This window comes from Burkholderia sp. Z1 (genome assembly GCF_014893795.1).
Taxonomy (GTDB): domain Bacteria; phylum Pseudomonadota; class Gammaproteobacteria; order Burkholderiales; family Burkholderiaceae; genus Burkholderia; species Burkholderia theae.
In genome coordinates this window covers 969,135-985,021 of the sequence record NZ_JACFYL010000003.1, presented here as the reverse complement: position 1 = coordinate 985,021, position 15,887 = coordinate 969,135, and the positions used below count along the sequence as shown (strand labels likewise).

Below are 15,887 nucleotides of genomic sequence, written 5' to 3'. Positions count from 1 at the left end.
CGCTCGCAAGAGTGTGAGTTTGAAGTCCGCGATAACGGTGCGGCGCCGCCGGGCCCTATGATCGGGCCCGTCCCGCGCAACCTGAATCGCGATGCCAAAGAAGCGTGGTCGGGGCGGCAGGCACCTGTCGCCGCGCGACGCACGGAGAGCCCGGTCAATCACATGATGGCTTGCCGGTTTTTATGGATTTATTCCGTCTCATTTGATTTTCAAAATAAACAATAATCGATCGATTTAATGCGGATTTCTTGGGGTTGGAAAATCGTCGATCGATTTGGTGGGTTTAAAAACGTGCCGTAAGCTTAGCGGAAGTAAAATTGAAAAGTAAATGGCAAGATTGATGGATGGCTGGAATTATTGATTGAAATCGATTCCATTAGGCATCGGCATTTGATTGAGTTAATCGATTTCGGTTAACCATCTCGCGATTTGTTGACTCCGGTGGAATCTGGCTGCCGGAGCGCTGAATAAAGCGTCGCGACGTTCACCGGGGCGAAACGAGCGTTGCGTCACGAAGCGGATTGCTTCGCGCGAAAGACGAAAGACCCGCGCTCCCGGGAGCAGCGGGTTATCGAGTCGGTTTGGATGGGGAATCAGGGGGACGGGCGCCGGAGTCTCGGGTTGCGCCCATATGGATTTGCGTAATTGTATTAACGAATATTTTGTTTCAAGTGCGAAATCGGAATGTTGCGGTTCGAGGATTCGAGCACATCCTAGCTGTCGAGAACCGATAAATCTTCCGGCAATGTCCGTTTGAACATCGCGAGAATCCTGCGGGCGGCCTTCGGCGGCAACTCGATCGCATGCCGCACCGCTGCAGCGATCAACACCATCGTCAATTCCGAGAATGCGGCCAACTGCGCGTCGGGTACCGCCGGCGCGAGATCCCGCAACGCACCGGTCAATAGCCCGGCCAGAAACACGCCGTCCGCCCGGTCGAGTTCCTGCAGCGCGCGGTCGGCTTGCGTGGCCCGCCAGATGTCCCGCATCAGCGGCTCGTCGACGAACATCTGGTAGTAGCTGTCGGTGATGCGGCACAGCGTGCCGTGCAGATCCTCGATCCGCTTCATCTTCGCCAGATCGCGCCGCACGCAGTCGTGCCCGACTGCGTTGTAGCGCTCCGCGAGCGTGCCGATCACGGCTGCCTTGTCTGGAAAGTACTGATACAGCGAACCGAACGAGATGCCCGTGCGCTCGACGATGTCGCTCATCCGGAACGCGTCGCAGCCTTTCTCGATCATGACTTCCGACGCGCACGCGAGGATGCGTTCGAACCGCTCGCGGCTGCGCTGCTGCGTCGGTACGAGCCGCGCGCGCGCCGGCGCGTCCGCTACCGCCGCTTCAGGCTCGTCGTTCTGCCCCGATTTTTGTCGGCCCATGCCGCCTCCAGAAAAACTTGACGTTGCTAATGCGAGAGTCTATCGTGTTTTTGAAACGCGAGACATTCTCGTATTTTGACCCAAGGAGGCACACATGTCGGCACTTCCCATCCTCATCGTCGGCGGTTCGGGCAAGACGGGCGCCCGTGTCGATGCGCGGCTGCGCGCACGCGGCATCGCTACCCGGCCCGTGTCGCGCACGTCGGCCGTCCGCTTCGACTGGACGGCGCCCGCGACCTGGCCTGCCGCGCTCGACGGCGTGTCGGCCGCGTACGTGACCTACCAGCCCGACCTGGCCGTCGACGGCGCGGTGGACGCGATCGCCGCATTCGCGCGGCTCGCCCGTGACAGCGGCGTCGAGCGCGTGGTGCTGCTGTCGGGGCGCGGCGAGCCACGTGCGCAGGCGGCCGAGGCCGCGCTGCAGGCGTCGGGTGTGGGCTGGGGCGTGGTGCGCGCAAGCTGGTTCAATCAGAACTTCTCCGAGGGCTACCTGATCGACGGCGTGCTGGCCGGCGAGGTTGCGCTGCCGGCCGGTGCGGTGCGCGAGCCGTTCGTCGATGCGGGCGACATCGCGGACGTGGCCGTGGCCGCGCTCACCGATGCGCGGTTCGCGAACCGCGTGATCGAGGTGACGGGCCCGCGCGCGCTGACGTTTGCCGAAGCGGTCGGCGAAATCGCGCGGGCTGCCGGCCGGCCGATCGCGTATCGCGAGATTCCGCCGGACGCGTTCGTCGCGGGGCTGCGCGAGGTTGGCGTGCCGGAGCCGGTCATCGCGCTGCTCGACGAACTGTTCGGCGTGGTGCTCGACGGGCGCAACAGCGCGGTGATGCACGGCATCGAGGAGACGCTCGGGCGGCCCGCGCGCGATTTCTCCGACTATGCGCGTGCGACGGCCGCGACCGGCGTGTGGAGCGCATGACCATGATCGCGCTCGTGACTTCGGCATTGCTCTGGGGTTCGGCCATCGGTTGCGGGCTGATGGCCGGCGTGTACTTCGCGTTCTCGACGTTCGTGATGACGTCGCTCGCACGGATCGCGCCGCATGCCGGCGTGGCCGCGATGAATGCGATCAACGTCGACATCGTGCGCTCGCCGTTCATGCCGCTGTTCCTCGGCACGACGCTGATGGCGCTCGCGCTGGTCGTGATCGCGCTGTTCGATCGCGACCAGCCGGGCGCGATGGCGGCGGTCGCGGGCGGCGTGCTCTACGTGTTCGGCATGTTTGCGGTGACGATGGCTGTCAACGTGCCGCTCAACGATGCGCTGGCCGCGGCCGATCCGCTCACGACGCACGGCGCGGCGCTGTGGACGCGCTACGTGCACGACTGGACGATGTGGAATCACGTGCGCACGGTGGCGTCGGCGGCCGCGTGCGTGTTTTTCATCGCGGGGATCGCGGCGCGATAGCGCGGCCGTCGCGCCGAGCACGCGCTACGCATAAAACGCCGACGGCGACACGCCGAAATGCCGCTTGAACATCGCGGAGAACGCGCTCTGGCTACTGTAACCGTGATCCATCGCGACGGTCAGCACTTTCTCGCCGTGCGCCAGACGCTTGAGCGCGAGCAGCAGCCGCGCCTGCTCGCGCCAGCGGCGGAAGCTGAGCCCCGTCTCGCGGCGGAACGCGCGATGCAGCGTGCGGACCGACAGGCCGAGCACGTCGCCCCACTCGGCGATCGTGCGCAGGTCGTCGGGTGTGGCGACGAGCGTGTCGCAGATCGTCCGCAGGCGCGCGTCGTGCGGCCAGGGCAGGTACAGCGGCAGCAGCGGCGCGACCGTCACCTCGGCGAGCAGCAGGTGCATCAGGTGATCGTGGCGCGAGCCCGGCGCGTAGTCGAGCGGCACGTCCACCGCGGCGAGGATCAGCTCGCGCAGCAGCGGATGCACTTCCACGACGCAACTCCGTGCGGGCAGGTGCTCGACCGCGCCGGGCTCGACGAACACGGTGCGCATCTGCACGTCGCCGCTCATCTGCACCGTATGGTCGAGGCCCGCTTCGAGCCAGACGCCGCGCGTCGGCGGCACGACCCACGACGCGCCTTCGGATTGCACGTGCATCACGCCCTCGATCGCATAGAGCAGTTGCGCGCGCCGATGGCGGTGCGGCTCGATGGACGTGCCGTGCGCGTACGTCGCTGCCATCGCCGACACGGGCATCGGCGTCGATTCGTAGCGCAGGTGCGCGAAGGGTGGGGTGGACTCGATTGTCCGATTGGCGATAAGTCCTGACATTTTGGCGTGAGACAGGCAGTTGGGCGGGCGGGCACGATGGCGTTCCGATGCACGCCAGACCCCTGTCACGATATTAATCCGTCAAACGCGATGAACAAGTCTCCTTTTCTGTTTCCCTTCTGCGCGATCGCGCTGTGGGCCGGCAACGTCGTTGTGTCGAAGCTGTCGGCATCGACGATCGACCCGTCGGCGATCACGTTCTACCGGCTGCTGCTCGCCGTCGCGCTGATGAGCGTGTTCACGTTGCGCCCCGCGTGGCGCAACCGCGCGGCGCTCGTCGCGCACCTGCCGAAGCTCGCGGTGCTCGGCTTCCTCGCGATGGCGCTGTTCCAGAGTCTGTCCTACGAAGCCGCGAAAACGACGAGTGCGACCAACATGGCGATCATCACCGCGCTGGTGCCGCTGATGACGATGGCGCTCAGCTCGCTGCTGCTCGGCGATCCGCCGGGCGCGGGCATGGTGGCCGGCGGCATGCTGTCGCTCGCGGGCGTCGTGTACCTGATCGCCGAAGGGCACCCGACCGCGATCGCCGCGCGCGGCGTGCATGCGGGCGACCTGCTGATGCTGGCCGCGTCGGCCGCGTATGCGCTCTACGGCGTGCTGCTCAAGCGCTGGCGCATCGGTGCGCTGCCGGCGTGGCAGTCGACCTACGTGCAGGCGCTCGCCGCGCTCGTGTTCATGGTGCCGATGTTGCTGCGGCTGCCCGAGCAAGCCGCGTGGCCGACACGCGCGAGCGTGCCGCTGATCCTGTACGCCGGCGTGCTGGCGTCGGTGGTGCTGCCCTATCTGTGGATGCAGGGCGTGCGGCTGCTCGGCCCGAGCCGCTGCGCGATGTTCATGAACCTGCTGCCCGTGATGACGGCCGGCGGCGCGATCGTGCTGCTCGGCGAATCGCTGCGGCTTTATCACCTGATCGGCGGGGGCGTCGCACTGCTCGGCGTGGCGCTCGCGCAGCGGTTCCCGTTTCAGGCGGGCGCGTCGCAGGGAGCACGGCAATGAGCGGCGATCGCGACGTGCAGGACCTGATTGCCGCGCTGCCGGACAGGCGCGCACCCGTTGCCGTGTCGTCGCTCGCGCGTCAGCTCGAACGGATCGCGGTGGCGCTCGAAGCGATGGCGCACACCGGGCGACCGGCGGCGGTCGATTTCGAGGCGGCCGTCGCGTTTCGCTGGCGCGGCTTTGGCGGCGGTCATCACGCGGCGCCGCTCGAGCCGATCCCGTCGCCCGCGCTCGTCGCGTTCGACGCGCTGCGCAACGTCGGCCGTCAGGCGGCGATCGTCGAACGGAACACGCGGCAGTTCGTGCGCGGGTTCGCGGCCAATCACGTGCTGCTGACCGGCGCGCGCGGCACCGGCAAGTCGTCGATCGTGAAGGCGTGCCTGCACGCGTTCGCGGCACACGGGTTGCGGCTGATCGAGGTCAGCAAGGAAGGGCTGAACGACCTGCCGGCGATCGTCGAGCTGGTGCGCGCGCGGCCCGAGCGCTACATCGTGTTTTGCGACGACCTGTCGTTCGAGGCGGGCGAGACCGGCTACAAGGGGCTGAAGACCGTGCTCGACGGATCGGTCGCGAGCGACCTGTCGAATGTGCTGGTGTACGCGACGTCCAATCGCCGCCACCTGATGCCCGAGCACGCGAGCGACAACGCGAACGTGTCCCGCGCGGAGAATGGCGAGCTGCATCCCGGCGATGCGGTCGAGGAACGGATCTCGCTGTCGGAGCGCTTCGGGATCTGGGTCACGTTCTACGGCTTCACGCAGGACGAATACCTGGCCGTCGTCGACAGCCGCCTCGGTGCGGCAGGCTTCGACGCCGAGCAGATCCGTGCGGCGCGCGAGCCCGCGCTGCAGTGGGCGCTCGAGCGCGGCGCGCGTTCGGGCCGCATCGCCGTGCAGTTCGCGCGCGATTACGCGGGGCGGTTTGTCGAAGAAGACGACGCGGACGAACGCGAACCCGTGCGGCGGACGGGCTGAGCGCCGCGCTACCGGCGCCGCTCGGACAACGCACGGAACGCGACGTCAGGCACGACGCAACACATCGACCTGATGCTGCCCCGGGCCGGGGCAGGTCAGAGATCGCTGGCGACCCGGGCGACGAACGCGGCGATGGCCGTATCGTCGCGGGCGACGAAGATCCACTGCCCGACCGGTGTCGCGACGATCAGGCCCGCGTCGCGCAGCAGCGCGATGTGGGCCGAGACAGTCGATTGCGATAACGCGCTGCGCGCCACGATCGACGCGAGCGGTACGCCGTGGCACGAGTGGAGACGCGCCGCGCGCGGGAACGTGTCCGGTGAGTCCGGCGATTTCAGCCAGTGCAGAACGTCCCGTCGAAACGGATGCGCGAGCGCCTTGTGGACGAGGTTGAGGTCGGTCATCGCGCACGCCGGATCAGCGCCGCCCCATGCAGCGATGCACGAGCGCGGCGGCGAGCCCGGCCGCGATGCCGAACGCGACCACGCCATGCCAGCCGAAGCGGGCCATCAGCGCGCCGCTGACGGTTGCGCCGAGCGCGCCGCCGACGAAGGTCGCGGTCATGTAGAGGCTGTTGATGCGGCCCTGCGCCTTCGGATCGGCGGCAAACGCGCGCGTCTGGTTCGCGACCAGCCCGGCCTGCACGCCGATGTCGAGCACCACCACGCCGATCACGAGCAGCGCGAGCGAGCGGCCGGCGCCGGCCAGGATCAGGTAGGAGACCGTCACGATCGCGATGCCCAGGCCGATCACGCGCCGCGTGCCGATCCGGTCCGACGCCCGGCCGCCGATCGTGGCGGCCAGCGCGCCCGCCGCGCCGATCAGGCCGAAGCCGCCGGCCCACGCGCTGCCGAGGTGCCAGGGCCCGTCGGCGAGCAGCGCCGCGAGATTGACCCAGAACGCATTGAAGGCGGCCCACAGCAGCGCCTGCACGATCATCGATTCGCGAATCGGGCGATGCGCGCGCGCCAGCGTCCACAGTGACGCGAGCAGCCGGCCATAGGACAGCGTCGTGCTCGGCACGCCACGCGGCAGCAGCCACGCGGCGGCGATGCCCACCGGCACCATCGCGGCGGCCTCGACGCCATACACCGCGCGCCAGCCGTAGTGCGCGGCGATCAGGCCACTGACCGCGCGGCCGAGCAGGATCCCGACCATGATGCCGGTGACCACCGTGCCGACATTGCGTCCGCGTTCGGTGGGCGCCGACATCACGGCCGCGAACGGCACCAGTTGCTGGGGCACGCAACTGACCACCCCGAGCCCGAACGCGGCACCGACCAGCGCCCACACACCCGGCGCGAACGAGGACGCCACCGCGAACGCGAAGGCCAGTGCGATCTGGCCCAGTACCAGCTTGCGCCGATCGTAGCGGTCGCCGAGCGGCAGCAGCAGCGCCAGCCCGGTCGCGAAGCCGAGCAGCGCCGCGCCGGCCACCAGGTCGACCGTCGCCGGGGCGGCCTGCAGGTCCTGCGCGATCAGCGGCAGGATCGGTTGCGTGCAGTAGATGTTGGTCACCACCGCGCCGGCGATGGCGGCCATCGCGACGATCTTGCCGCGCGAGGCGGTGGCGGGCGACGCGGCAGCCGCGACGGGCGGCATGCCGGATGCAAGGGGCAATTCGTTCATGGCGGGTTCCTTTCGTGGCGATCCGTTTTTGCCGGCAGCGGATGCTGTCGGCGGGATGATCTGGAAGCAGCCTACCGCCTTGCACTGGGAAAGATAATCCAGCAGAATTTGGAATCATCTTTCCAAAATTCGAGAGGCACCATGAACCGCCTCGAGTCGATGTCCCTGCTGGTGGCGGTGATCGATGCCGGCAGCATGTCGGCCGCCGCGCGCCAGCTCGGCATTCCGCTGGCGACTGTGAGCCGCAAGATCTCGGACCTCGAGACCTATCTGAATACGCGGCTGCTGCATCGCACGACCCGCCAACTGTCGTTGACCGAGGCCGGCGAGTCCTATGTCGCCGGTTGCCGGCGCATCCTCGACGACATCGCGGAAACCGAGCGCGCCGCCACCGGCGAATACGCGGCGCCGCGCGGCGAGTTGATCGTCACCGCGCCGATCGTGTTCGGGCGCCTGCATATCGTGCCGGTGGTGGCCGCGTTCCTCGCCCACTATCCCGAGATCGACGTGCGCCTGGTGCTGACGGACCGCGTGACCCACCTGATGGAAGAACAGATCGACGTCGCGCTGCGGATCGGCGAGTTGCCCGACAGCACCTTCATGGCGACCCGTGTCGGCAGCGTGCGCCGTGTGATTTGCGCGAGTCCCGCCTACCTCGCGGCACATGGCGCGCCCGAAGCGCCCGGCGATCTGGCGCGGCATCAATGCATTACCTTCGAGGTGCTGGCGTCGCGGCGCGCGTGGGTGTTCGACGGCGAGAAGGGCGAACTGACGGTGCCCGTCCACTCACGCTTCGCCGTGAATACGGCCGAAGCGGCCATCGATGCCGCCGTGCTCGGCGTGGGGCTGATCCGCGTGCTGTCGTACCAGGTTGCTCAGGCACTGCGCGATCGGACGCTGGACGTGGTGCTCGACGCGTTCGAATCGCAGCCGCTGCCGGTCAGCCTGGTGCACAAGGGGCAGGCGCCGATGCCGCTGAAGCTGCGCGCGTTTCTCGATTTCGTCGCGCCACGGCTACGTGAGCGCATCGCGGGGCTCACGACCGGCTGATGGCCTGATTCGGGACCGTGCACCGACTAGGGTTTGTTATCACGATCGGTGTGCCCCAAAGCCTGTCTCCCCGTCTGCGCGCGCAGGACACGCTCCATTGCCGAGCGCAGCTTGTCGCTCGGCACCGGCTTGTGCAGCAGCATGAAGCCGCCGTGCTTCGACCGGCCGGGCCGGCGCGCCGTCGTGTCGCCGGTGATCAGCATCGCCGGAATGGCCGTGTTGTACTCGTCGCGCAGCCGCGAGATCGCACCGATTCCGTTCTCGTCACCGTGCAGGTGCAGATCGCAGATCAGCAAGGTCGGGCGTACGTCGTCCGACGCCAGGCGTGCGATCGCCTCGCTTGCCGACGCGGTCGCGACGACCCGGTAGCCCCATTGCGCGAGCAGGATCGACATCCCGGTGCGGATGGCCGATTCGTCGTCGATCACGACCACGAGGTGGGCGGCGGCCGCGGCCGCGTCGACGGCGATCTCGTCCGCAACGGCGCCGGGTGGCCGGGCGGTCGCGGGCATTCGCGCCACCTGCAGTTCGAAGCATGAGCCCCGCCCGGGCGCGGAGCGCAGCATCAGCGGACAATCAAGCAGCTCCGCCAGGCGCCGCACGATTGCCAGCCCGAGGCCCATGCCCTGTTCGTGCCCGCGGCTGTGATGGGTCAACTGATAGTAGTCGTCGAACACGCGGTCCTGCTGATCGGCCGGGATGCCGCGCCCGGTGTCGATGACTTGCACGCGCACGTGCGTGCGGGTGCGTCGGCAGCCGACGACGATGCGTCCGGTGTCGGTATAGCGCACCGCGTTCGACAGCAGGTTGCGCACGATGCGCTCGAGCAATACCGGATCGGAGTCGATGACGACGGTGCTGCGCACGTACGTCAGTTGCAACCCCTTCGCGTGCGCGTCGACGGCCACGTCGCTGCACACGCGCTCCAGCATCGTGTCGATCGCGAACGGTCGGCGATGCACGGGCACGACGCCCGCGTCGAGCCGCGAGATGTCCAGGATCGCGGTGAACAGTTCGTCCATCGCATTGACGGACTGGTTGATGCGTTCGACGAGCAGCGCACCGTCGGCGGGCATCTGAACGTGCCGCAATGCGCCGACGAACAGGCTGAGCGCATGGACGGGCTGGCGGAGGTCGTGGCTCGCGGCCGCGAGAAAGCGCGATTTGACGTGCGAGGCCTCGGTGGCGAGATCCTTCTGCCGACGGAAGTTTTCGGCGAGCTGCGCGGCGCGCAGGCGCTCGCGTTCGGCGATCCGCTGCGCGTCGATCAGCTGGAGCTGCATTTCGATCTGGTCGCGGAATTCCTCGACGAGCCGGATGTACCGTTCCGAATACGCATTTTCCTTGCAGTCGAGCACGCAAATCGTGCCGAACGTCGTGCGGTCGGGCCAGTGGATCGGCAGGCCGAGATACGAGACCATGTTGACGCGCAGGTCCGGGTTGTCGTGCCATTGCGTCGATTGCCGCGCATCGGGTACGACCAGCGAGCGGTCGCTCTCGATCACCGCTTCGCAATAGAGCCCCGAGCCGGACAGCTCGGCCGATTCGCCCTGATAGAACGGATTGGTTTCGTTGCGGCTGGCCACCACCACCTGGATGTCCTTGCCGACATGACGCATGATCAGCCCGGCCGGCACGCCGACGATATCCGCCATCAGATCGACGAGGCGTTGCCATCGCTCGATCACGTCCGCGGCGAGATCGAACGGGCCGTCAGGGTCGATCGGCGCATCGGGCGATGCGTGACCGTCCGTGGGGCGAGACGTGGAGGCCATCTGCGATCCCGCTGGCGATGAGAATGAAGAAAATCTAGGCGATTCGCGTCGGGTTGGCAATTCGCACGGCGCACCTTCCGCGCCAACGGGCCGGTTCGGCCGGTGCGACGCAGGCGGTCAGATCAGATCAGCCCGGCCTTCCTGCCGGCGGCGGCCGCCTGGGTCCGGTTGATCACGTTCAGTGCCTTGAAGATCGCGGTGATATGCGCCTTGACGGTCTTTTCGGACAAGCCGAGCTTGTCCGCGATGACCTTGTTCGGCACGCCTTCCGCAAGATAGCGGAGTACTTCGATCTGGCGTTGCGTCAACGTCGAGTCGCGTAACGCGGGTGGCGGGCTCGTCGCGCCGTCCGGGGGCGGCGCGGCCTGCTCGTCGAGCAGGAGCGGCGGTACGTAACGTTCACCGTTGAGCGCGATCCGGATGGCGGACAGCAGCGTGCGCGGGCCGGCGGACTTCGGGACGTAGCCCATTGCGCCCTGCGCGAACGCGTTGCGCACCGCGCTCAGATCCTCCGACGAAGACAGCACGATGACGGGCAGCCCCGGGCGCATCCGCGCGAACACGGCGAGCGCTTCGAGCCCGTTCATGCCGTGCAGTTTCAGGTCGAGCACGATGGCGTCGAGGTCGGTGTGCTGGTCGAGCATCCGCACCGCGTCGTCCGCATTGCCCGCCTGAACGACGACCGTGTTGCTGTCCTCCTGACGGAGCAGCATTTCCACGCCGTCCCGCAGGATCGCGTGATCGTCGACGATCAGAATTTTCATTGGGGTGATGAAAGGTGGGACGGCCGATGCTGATTCGGTCTGAGCGAACCGGATTGTACAAGACGAAAGTCTTAATACTAAAGTCTCATTTGTCCTCTATTTATCCTGCATTTGTCTTGCGCCTAACGTCGCGTTTACATTCGACGGGATATCGCCGAGACTCAATCGTGACGGTTTGCAATGCAGGCTGTTTCGGAGGCGCTGCGCGAGGCACCGCGCGCGGCGCCGCGACGCGGTCTGCGACGCCTGAGGCCGCGCCCGAATTGAATCGCAGCCCCATGCATGCGCGCGCTGCGAATCGTTCTGGAATGTCCGGTTTCGATATTTCGTACTGCCGGAAGAACATAACGATCTGTAATAAGAATTTTATCGGCACGCATTTTGACGACGACTCATTGACCCTGGCCGCGCATTAATCGAGGTGAACGATGAAGCTTGTCAACGACAGTGACGCAATGTGGGAATTGAACATGTCGTATCTGTGCCTGGCGCAGCGGCTGTTGCAGTCGGATCGCGCGATCGGCATGTTCCGTCTGGGCGTGAGCGCCGACGTCGCCGTTGCGCTGGCGGCGTTGTCGGTGAAGCACATGAACGATCTCGCGTCGGCGGGACAGCTCATCTGCGCGTTGCGGCCGAGCCGGCACGGCGTGATATCGGCGCTGACCCGTGCGACACCGCCGGTCGACATCGTGCGTCTCCATACCGCGCTGGCGCTGGCGGGTCTCGCGCTGCCCGACGAGGCCGCATCATGAACGATCCTGTCAGGCGGCACGACCTCGTGGACGATGCGCAACGCACGATGCAGGCGGTGGCGCTGATCAGGCTCGGCGCGCGGCTCCAGATGCTGGAAATCGAGTGCGCGCTGCCGTACGACCGTCTCGCGCGTCTTTACCGGGAGGTGCGCGGTGTCGCGGCGCCGAAAGGGATGCTGCCGTCGTCGACGGACTGGTACATGACGTGGCTCGCGAATCTTCACGCATCGCTGTTCCATGGCATCTACCGTTTCCTGCGAAACGACGCGGGCTGCTCCCGGCTCGAGGCACTCGTCAAGAGCTACACGCTATACGCCGAGCACGGCGGCGCAGACATTGCGCTGCCGCTCGATCTGACGCGGGCCTGGATGCTCGTGCGCTTCATCGACGGCGGGGTGCTCGACCTCGCGCCATGCGCGCGTTGCGGCGCGTCGTTTGTCACGTATCGCTACGCGTTGCGGCGCCATACGGTCTGTGTTGCGTGCCGGCTGCCGGCACGCGCCGGCAAGCGTGCGGTCGACGCGCCGCCGCGTGTCGACCCCGTCGCGCCCTGCGCGACGCGGCAAGACGCACGCGCGACGATCATGTCCCGCCGCAAGGGCGGCACGGTCGCGACGCGCGGGTGGCGGGGAGAACGCGATGCCGGCTAGCGGAGCGGACAAGGCTGCGTGCGTCGCACGTTCGTTGCGAACCGGGCCGGCATCGTGAACCCCGGCGGATTTTCGATCCGGCAGCGGATGCGTGCCGGCTTCGCGCTTGTGGTGGCGCTGACGGCGGTGGCGTGCGGGACGAACGTCTGGGAAAGCTACCGGCAGTACCGGCAGGGGAGCCTCGACCTGCGCGACTTCGAACAGGTCGAGCGCGCGATGATCGCGTTGAACCTGATCTCGGCCGAACGCTGGCCGGCCAATGCGCTGCTCGCGCATCGGCGGCGCGACGCGGCGGCCGACGTGACGGCCGTGAACGCCGCACGGGTGCGCTCCGACCAGGCGCTCGACGCGCTTCGAACGCATCTCGTGCAGGCGAGCGTGCTCGACGCGCCCGAACGCGGGATCGCGCTGCATGCGATCGAAGCGATCCGCGCCGAGCTGGCCGGCGCGCGGCAAGAGGTCGACACGCTCGCCGCGCAGCCGCCGGACGCGCGCATGGTGTGGCAAGTACAGTCCGCGCAGGACCGGATGTTCGCGGCCGCCGACGATCTCGCGACCCTGGCGCACGACGTGATGGCGGGCACCGCGATGCGTCACCCCGATACGGCGAACGCGCTGATGCTCGCGCACCTGCTCGGCGACCTGCGCGAATACACCGGGCGTCTCGGCTCGCTGTTCGTCGCATCGCTGATGCGGAACGCGCCGCTCGACGACGAGCGGATCGCGCGCATTCTCCAGATGCGCGGGCGCATCGTGCAGCTACGTGCGCTGATTGCTGGCGCGATCCCGCCGCAGCTCGCCGACGCAACGCTCGCGAACGACTTCGCACGGCTGAACGATACGATGGAGGGCAGCCTCCTGCCGCTTGTCTCGGCGACGATCCGCGCCGGCCGGACGGGCAACTATGCGATGAATGCCGAGGACTTCACGCAGCGGATCATGCGTGACCTCCGACCGGCGGAACAACTGCGCGATCGCGTGATGGACGTCACGCGGGCACGCGCGGTCGAGCTGCGCGATGCGGCTCGTTTCAGAATGGCCTTGTCCGCCGCCGAAGCGGCGTGCTGCATCGCGATACTGTTCCTGCTCGTACGCGGCACGCAGCGGACGCTGTCGAAACCGCTCGACGCGTTGAGCCGGGGCATCGTCGCGCTGAGCCAGGGCGACGTATCGCCCATCGTCGCGGTGCCGGGCACGGGTCCGGAGATCGCGCGGTTGAACGACGCGCTGGACCGGCTGCGCGGCGCATACGCTCGCCGCGAGGTGCTCGAGCGGCAGCGCAACGACATGCTGACGCTGTTCTCGCACGACATGCGTGCGCCGCTCACGTCGGTCGTCGTGCTCGTGGGCGCGCCGGCGGCGTGCCCGCTCGACTGCACGTTGCGTGAACGCCTTCACGAGATCGGCAGGCTGACGCGTCATACGCTGGCGATGGCGGACGGCTTCGCGCAAGTGTCGCGGGCCGAGGCGGGCGAGTACGCACCGGAGCTCGTCAATGTCTCGGACCTGATGAATCAGGCGCGGGACGAAGTCTGGTCGCGCGCGAGCGAGAAGGAGATCGACGTCGACGACGTGCCGTATTGCGACGACGCGCTCGTGCACGGCGATCCGGTGCTGCTGTCGCGCGCGCTGGTCAAGTTGCTGGGGAACGCCGTCGAATACAGCGCATCGCATACGCGCATCGAGTGCAGCGTCGAGCTGGCCGAGGATCGCGCGTCGGTGCGCTGCGTGATCCGCGATCACGGTTACGGGATCGCGGCCGAGGATCAGGCGAGACTGTTCGAGCGCTACCGGCGCTTTCGCCTGAAAGGGCAGCCCGACGCGAAGGGCGTCGGGCTCGGGATGGCGTTCGCCAAGGCGGTCGTGGAGCGCCATCGCGGCGAGATCCGCGTGCACAGCGTCGCGTGGCAGGGTACGACGGTGACGGTGACGTTGCCGGCGGCGGGCGTGTGCGGTCCGGCGGAGACCATGCATTCGATGGAGGCCGAGGCCGTGCGCGAGTGACGCGGCGCTTCCCTGCCAGCCGGGAAGTGCCGGATGTCGGTGGGATCGCGCAGCCGGGTTTCCGGCACCGCGTTGTCAGTACCCCGCGTCGTTGCTGCCCTGATCGGTGACGATCGCCACTCCCGAACTCGTGCCGAGCCGGGTCGCGCCGGCTTCGAGCATCGCGAGCGCGGCCGCGCGGTCGCGCACGCCGCCGGATGCCTTCACGCCGAGATCCGGGCCGACCGTGCGGCGCATCAGCGCGACATCCGCGAGCGTCGCGCCGCCGTGGCCGAACCCGGTCGACGTCTTAACGAACGCGACGCCGAGATCGCGGCACATCTCGCACACGCGTACCTTCTCGTCGTCGCTCAGCAGGCCCGTCTCGAGGATCACCTTGAGCGGCACCGCGCCGCACGCGTGGTGCACGGCTTCGATGTCGGCCTTCACGTCGTCGGCGCGGCCGCTTTTCAGCGCGCCGAGGTTGATCACCATGTCGATCTCGCCGGCGCCCGCCGCGATCGCGGCCGACGCCTCGAATGCCTTCGCGGCCGACAGCCCCGCGCCGAGCGGAAAGCCGACCACCGCGCACACGAGTACGCCGGTGCCGGTCAGCTCGCGCGCGGCGAGCGGCACGTTCGCCGAATTCACGCAGACCGAGTAGAAGCGATGCCCGGCCGCCTGGCGGCAGAGTTCGCGGATCTGCGCGTCGCTCGCGTCGGGCGCGAGCAGCGTGTGATCGATGGTTTGAGCGAGCTGGGCGTTGGAAAGCGGCATGTTTCAGGACTCCACGGATCGAATGCCGGAAAGGCACACGGAAAGTTGATGTTTTCACATCGGTTTGTTACAAATACGACATTCCGGCCGGTTCCGCACGCCCGGCACGACAAGCGGCAGGTGCGACGGGTACGCAGGATACAGGCATGGAAACGAAGAAGGGCGAACGAATCAAGACGTTGATGAACGTGCTGCAAGGGCAGAACGCGATTCATCTGAGGGAAGTGGCCGAGCTGTTCGGCGTGTCCGAGATGACGATCCGCCGTGATCTCGCGGACAACCCGCATGGCCTCAGCCTGATCGGCGGTTACGTGACGCGCCATTTCGCCGCGCAGCGCAGCGACATCGGCGAATACCTGATCAGCGCCGAGAACAACCGGCAGACCGAGGAAAAACGCCGCATCGGCAAGCTTGCCGCGCAGTTCGTGACCACCGGCGACACGATCTTCGTCGACTGCGGCTCGACCACGCCGTTCATCGTCGATTTCATTCCGGACGACCTCGAATTCACGGCCGTCTGCAACGCACTGAACGTGTTTGCGAAGCTGCAGCAGAAGCCGCATTGCAACGTGATCCTGTGCGGCGGCGCGTATCACCGCCAGAACATGGTGTTCGAATCGGTCGCCGAAACGGGCATCCTCGACTCGGTGCGCGTGTCGAAGGCGTTCATCTCGGCGGCCGGCGTGAGCGACCGCTGCGGCGTCACGTGCTTCAACTTCCACGAAGTCGACGCGAAGAAGAAGGTGATGGCCCGCGCGCAGAACCGCTTCCTGCTGGTCGACCACACGAAGTTCGACGAAGTGCGCGCGGCCTATTTTGCCGAACTGACCGACTTCAACTACGTGATCTCCGACGGACAGCTGAGCCGCCGCTACGAAACGACGATCCGCGAACACGGGATCGCGCTCGTGACCTGACGCAAC

At 67.2% G+C, this 15,887-nt stretch carries 16 protein-coding genes; 9 read left to right on the top strand and 7 right to left on the bottom strand.

Annotation, left to right across the window (positions count from 1 at the left end; translation table 11 throughout):
* Positions 1 to 713: 713 nt before the first annotated feature.
* Positions 714 to 1,379, bottom strand: coding sequence for a TetR/AcrR family transcriptional regulator (locus H3H55_RS36500; RefSeq protein ID WP_193102971.1), 666 nt, complete (start codon positions 1,377 to 1,379; stop codon positions 714 to 716).
* Positions 1,380 to 1,473: 94 nt separating this feature from the next.
* Here H3H55_RS36500 and H3H55_RS36495 point away from each other — a divergent pair, with 94 nt between their 5' ends.
* Positions 1,474 to 2,298, top strand: a complete 825-nt coding sequence (locus H3H55_RS36495; RefSeq protein WP_193102970.1) for an NmrA family transcriptional regulator — start codon at positions 1,474 to 1,476, stop codon at positions 2,296 to 2,298.
* Between the two features lie 2 nt (positions 2,299 to 2,300).
* Complete coding sequence (locus H3H55_RS36490) at positions 2,301 to 2,786, top strand: DUF1772 domain-containing protein (protein WP_193102969.1); 486 nt, start codon at positions 2,301 to 2,303, stop codon at positions 2,784 to 2,786.
* A 24-nt stretch (positions 2,787 to 2,810) separates the two neighbouring features.
* On the opposite strand, the gene H3H55_RS36485 is transcribed toward H3H55_RS36490, so the two are convergent.
* Entirely contained in the window at positions 2,811 to 3,611 is an 801-nt protein-coding gene (locus H3H55_RS36485; protein ID WP_193102968.1) for an AraC family transcriptional regulator, read from the bottom strand.
* Positions 3,612 to 3,701: 90 nt separating this feature from the next.
* Here H3H55_RS36485 and H3H55_RS36480 point away from each other — a divergent pair, with 90 nt between their 5' ends.
* Positions 3,702 to 4,610 carry a DMT family transporter gene (locus H3H55_RS36480; protein ID WP_193102967.1) on the top strand — a complete coding sequence of 303 codons (909 nt, stop codon included), beginning with the start codon at positions 3,702 to 3,704 and terminating at the stop codon, positions 4,608 to 4,610.
* Positions 4,607 to 5,584 carry an ATP-binding protein gene (locus tag H3H55_RS36475; RefSeq protein WP_193102966.1) on the top strand — a complete coding sequence of 326 codons (978 nt, stop codon included), beginning with the start codon at positions 4,607 to 4,609 and terminating at the stop codon, positions 5,582 to 5,584. The genes H3H55_RS36480 and H3H55_RS36475 overlap by 4 nt, the downstream gene beginning before the upstream one ends.
* Before the next feature lie 95 nt (positions 5,585 to 5,679).
* Here the strand turns inward: H3H55_RS36475 and H3H55_RS36470 are convergent, their stop codons facing one another.
* A complete protein-coding gene (locus H3H55_RS36470; protein WP_193102965.1) occupies positions 5,680 to 5,988 on the bottom strand; it encodes an ArsR/SmtB family transcription factor in 309 nt (102 codons plus the stop codon).
* A 13-nt stretch (positions 5,989 to 6,001) separates the two neighbouring features.
* Positions 6,002 to 7,213, bottom strand: coding sequence for an MFS transporter (locus H3H55_RS36465; RefSeq protein ID WP_193102964.1), 1,212 nt, complete (start codon positions 7,211 to 7,213; stop codon positions 6,002 to 6,004).
* A 141-nt stretch (positions 7,214 to 7,354) separates the two neighbouring features.
* On the opposite strand from H3H55_RS36465, the gene H3H55_RS36460 reads away from it, so the two are divergent.
* On the top strand, positions 7,355 to 8,263 hold the full coding sequence (locus H3H55_RS36460; RefSeq protein WP_193102963.1) for a LysR family transcriptional regulator: 909 nt from the start codon (positions 7,355 to 7,357) through the stop codon (positions 8,261 to 8,263).
* 26 nt (positions 8,264 to 8,289) lie between these two features.
* Here H3H55_RS36460 and H3H55_RS36455 read toward each other — a convergent pair whose 3' ends face one another.
* Together H3H55_RS36455 and H3H55_RS36450 are read right to left on the bottom strand one after the other, a co-directional pair.
* Complete coding sequence (locus H3H55_RS36455) at positions 8,290 to 10,098, bottom strand: ATP-binding protein (protein WP_193102962.1); 1,809 nt, start codon at positions 10,096 to 10,098, stop codon at positions 8,290 to 8,292.
* Positions 10,099 to 10,160: 62 nt separating this feature from the next.
* On the bottom strand, positions 10,161 to 10,802 hold the full coding sequence (locus tag H3H55_RS36450) for a response regulator (RefSeq protein ID WP_193102961.1): 642 nt from the start codon (positions 10,800 to 10,802) through the stop codon (positions 10,161 to 10,163).
* A 428-nt stretch (positions 10,803 to 11,230) separates the two neighbouring features.
* On the opposite strand from H3H55_RS36450, the gene H3H55_RS36445 reads away from it, so the two are divergent.
* The 3 genes from H3H55_RS36445 to H3H55_RS37725 are packed head-to-tail and all read left to right on the top strand — an operon-like array spanning position 11,231 to position 14,208.
* A complete protein-coding gene (locus H3H55_RS36445) occupies positions 11,231 to 11,554 on the top strand; it encodes a flagellar transcriptional regulator FlhD (RefSeq protein WP_048249942.1) in 324 nt (107 codons plus the stop codon).
* On the top strand, positions 11,551 to 12,204 hold the full coding sequence (locus tag H3H55_RS36440) for a FlhC family transcriptional regulator (RefSeq protein ID WP_193102960.1): 654 nt from the start codon (positions 11,551 to 11,553) through the stop codon (positions 12,202 to 12,204). The genes H3H55_RS36445 and H3H55_RS36440 overlap by 4 nt, the downstream gene beginning before the upstream one ends.
* An 18-nt stretch (positions 12,205 to 12,222) precedes the next feature.
* Positions 12,223 to 14,208: a HAMP domain-containing sensor histidine kinase gene (locus H3H55_RS37725; RefSeq protein WP_319022360.1), complete on the top strand. Its 1,986-nt coding sequence runs from the start codon at positions 12,223 to 12,225 to the stop codon at positions 14,206 to 14,208.
* 75 nt (positions 14,209 to 14,283) lie between these two features.
* On the opposite strand, the gene deoC is transcribed toward H3H55_RS37725, so the two are convergent.
* Positions 14,284 to 14,964 (bottom strand): deoxyribose-phosphate aldolase, encoded by a 681-nt coding sequence (deoC, locus tag H3H55_RS36430; protein ID WP_193102959.1) that lies wholly within the window; start codon positions 14,962 to 14,964, stop codon positions 14,284 to 14,286.
* A 146-nt stretch (positions 14,965 to 15,110) separates the two neighbouring features.
* Between deoC and deoR the strand changes: the two genes are divergently transcribed.
* Positions 15,111 to 15,881: a DNA-binding transcriptional repressor DeoR gene (deoR, locus tag H3H55_RS36425; RefSeq protein ID WP_048249945.1), complete on the top strand. Its 771-nt coding sequence runs from the start codon at positions 15,111 to 15,113 to the stop codon at positions 15,879 to 15,881.
* Positions 15,882 to 15,887: the final 6 nt, after the last annotated feature.

Excerpts from the sequence above, each read along its gene's own strand:
- H3H55_RS36490 (WP_193102969.1), top strand. The coding sequence starts at position 2,301 with ATGATCGCGCTCGTGACTTCGGCATTGCTCTGGGGTTCGGCCATCGGT.
- H3H55_RS36475 (WP_193102966.1), top strand. The coding sequence starts at position 4,607 with ATGAGCGGCGATCGCGACGTGCAGGACCTGATTGCCGCGCTGCCGGAC.
- H3H55_RS36460 (WP_193102963.1), top strand. The coding sequence starts at position 7,355 with ATGAACCGCCTCGAGTCGATGTCCCTGCTGGTGGCGGTGATCGATGCC.
- H3H55_RS36485 (WP_193102968.1), bottom strand. The coding sequence starts at position 3,611 with ATGTCAGGACTTATCGCCAATCGGACAATCGAGTCCACCCCACCCTTC.
- H3H55_RS36500 (WP_193102971.1), bottom strand. The coding sequence starts at position 1,379 with ATGGGCCGACAAAAATCGGGGCAGAACGACGAGCCTGAAGCGGCGGTA.
- H3H55_RS36465 (WP_193102964.1), bottom strand. The coding sequence starts at position 7,213 with ATGAACGAATTGCCCCTTGCATCCGGCATGCCGCCCGTCGCGGCTGCC.
- H3H55_RS36450 (WP_193102961.1), bottom strand. The coding sequence starts at position 10,802 with ATGAAAATTCTGATCGTCGACGATCACGCGATCCTGCGGGACGGCGTG.
- H3H55_RS36495 (WP_193102970.1), top strand. The coding sequence starts at position 1,474 with ATGTCGGCACTTCCCATCCTCATCGTCGGCGGTTCGGGCAAGACGGGC.
- H3H55_RS36480 (WP_193102967.1), top strand. The coding sequence starts at position 3,702 with ATGAACAAGTCTCCTTTTCTGTTTCCCTTCTGCGCGATCGCGCTGTGG.
- deoC (WP_193102959.1), bottom strand. The coding sequence starts at position 14,964 with ATGCCGCTTTCCAACGCCCAGCTCGCTCAAACCATCGATCACACGCTG.
- deoR (WP_048249945.1), top strand. The coding sequence starts at position 15,111 with ATGGAAACGAAGAAGGGCGAACGAATCAAGACGTTGATGAACGTGCTG.
- H3H55_RS36445 (WP_048249942.1), top strand. The coding sequence starts at position 11,231 with ATGAAGCTTGTCAACGACAGTGACGCAATGTGGGAATTGAACATGTCG.
- H3H55_RS36440 (WP_193102960.1), top strand. The coding sequence starts at position 11,551 with ATGAACGATCCTGTCAGGCGGCACGACCTCGTGGACGATGCGCAACGC.
- H3H55_RS36470 (WP_193102965.1), bottom strand. The coding sequence starts at position 5,988 with ATGACCGACCTCAACCTCGTCCACAAGGCGCTCGCGCATCCGTTTCGA.